The following is an 812-nucleotide window of genomic DNA, read 5'->3' as shown; positions in this document are numbered from 1 at the left end:
GATATGGAAGTCGCTTAGCTCTAGGGAGTTTAGCTCAGCTGGGAGAGCATCTGCCTTACAAGCAGAGGGTCAGCGGTTCGATCCCGTTAACTCCCAAAGGTCCCGTAGTGTAGCGGTTATCACGTCGCCCTGTCACGGCGAAGATCGCGGGTTCGATTCCCGTCGGGACCGTTTAAGATAACGGAAGTTATTTTAGACTCGTTAGCTCAGTTGGTAGAGCAATTGACTTTTAATCAATGGGTCACTGGTTCGAGTCCAGTACGGGTCATATCTGCGGGTTTGGCGGAATTGGCAGACGCACCAGATTTAGGATCTGGCGCTTAACGGCGTGGGGGTTCAAGTCCCTTAACCCGCATTAAGATATAATAAATGAGCCGGCTTAGCTCAGTTGGTAGAGCATCTGATTTGTAATCAGAGGGTCGCGTGTTCAAGTCATGTAGCCGGCATTTTTAGATAGAAGAAAACAGTGCGAACGTAGTTCAGTGGTAGAACACCACCTTGCCAAGGTGGGGGTCGCGGGTTCGAATCCCGTCGTTCGCTTAGAGAGGCCGGGGTGGCGGAACTGGCAGACGCACAGGACTTAAAATCCTGCGATTGGTAACGATCGTACCGGTTCGATTCCGGTCCTCGGCATAATATAATGAGCACCCTTAGCTCAACTGGATAGAGTACCTGACTACGAATCAGGCGGTTAGAGGTTCGACTCCTCTAGGGTGCATTTTTCTTTTTAACTCGGGAAGTAGCTCAGCTTGGTAGAGTACTTGGTTTGGGACCAAGGTGTCGCAGGTTCGAATCCTGTCTTCCCGATACAT

Annotated in this window: 9 tRNA genes; all 9 read left to right on the top strand. The window is 50.6% G+C overall.

Annotated features, from left to right (window positions below):
* The first annotated feature begins 23 nt into the window (after positions 1-23).
* The 9 genes from HT725_RS06330 (at position 24) to HT725_RS06290 (ending at position 807) form a co-directional block, all read left to right on the top strand.
* A tRNA-Val gene (locus tag HT725_RS06330) sits at positions 24-96 on the top strand.
* A 2-nt stretch (positions 97-98) separates the two neighbouring features.
* A tRNA-Asp gene (locus HT725_RS06325) sits at positions 99-171 on the top strand.
* A gap of 24 nt (positions 172-195) precedes the next feature.
* Positions 196-268: transfer RNA gene (locus HT725_RS06320), tRNA-Lys, on the top strand.
* A gap of 5 nt (positions 269-273) precedes the next feature.
* Positions 274-355: transfer RNA gene (locus tag HT725_RS06315), tRNA-Leu, on the top strand.
* An 18-nt stretch (positions 356-373) separates the two neighbouring features.
* Positions 374-446: transfer RNA gene (locus tag HT725_RS06310), tRNA-Thr, on the top strand.
* Between the two features lie 22 nt (positions 447-468).
* Positions 469-540, top strand: a tRNA-Gly gene (locus tag HT725_RS06305).
* 7 nt (positions 541-547) lie between these two features.
* Positions 548-633: transfer RNA gene (locus tag HT725_RS06300), tRNA-Leu, on the top strand.
* An 11-nt stretch (positions 634-644) separates the two neighbouring features.
* A tRNA-Arg gene (locus HT725_RS06295) sits at positions 645-718 on the top strand.
* A 15-nt stretch (positions 719-733) separates the two neighbouring features.
* A tRNA-Pro gene (locus HT725_RS06290) sits at positions 734-807 on the top strand.
* The last annotated feature ends 5 nt before the right edge of the window (positions 808-812 follow it).

The sequence above is a fragment of the Streptococcus sp. 2579 genome (genome assembly GCF_013277195.1).
Taxonomy (GTDB): domain Bacteria; phylum Bacillota; class Bacilli; order Lactobacillales; family Streptococcaceae; genus Streptococcus.
This window is presented reverse-complemented; position numbering and strand designations above follow the sequence as displayed.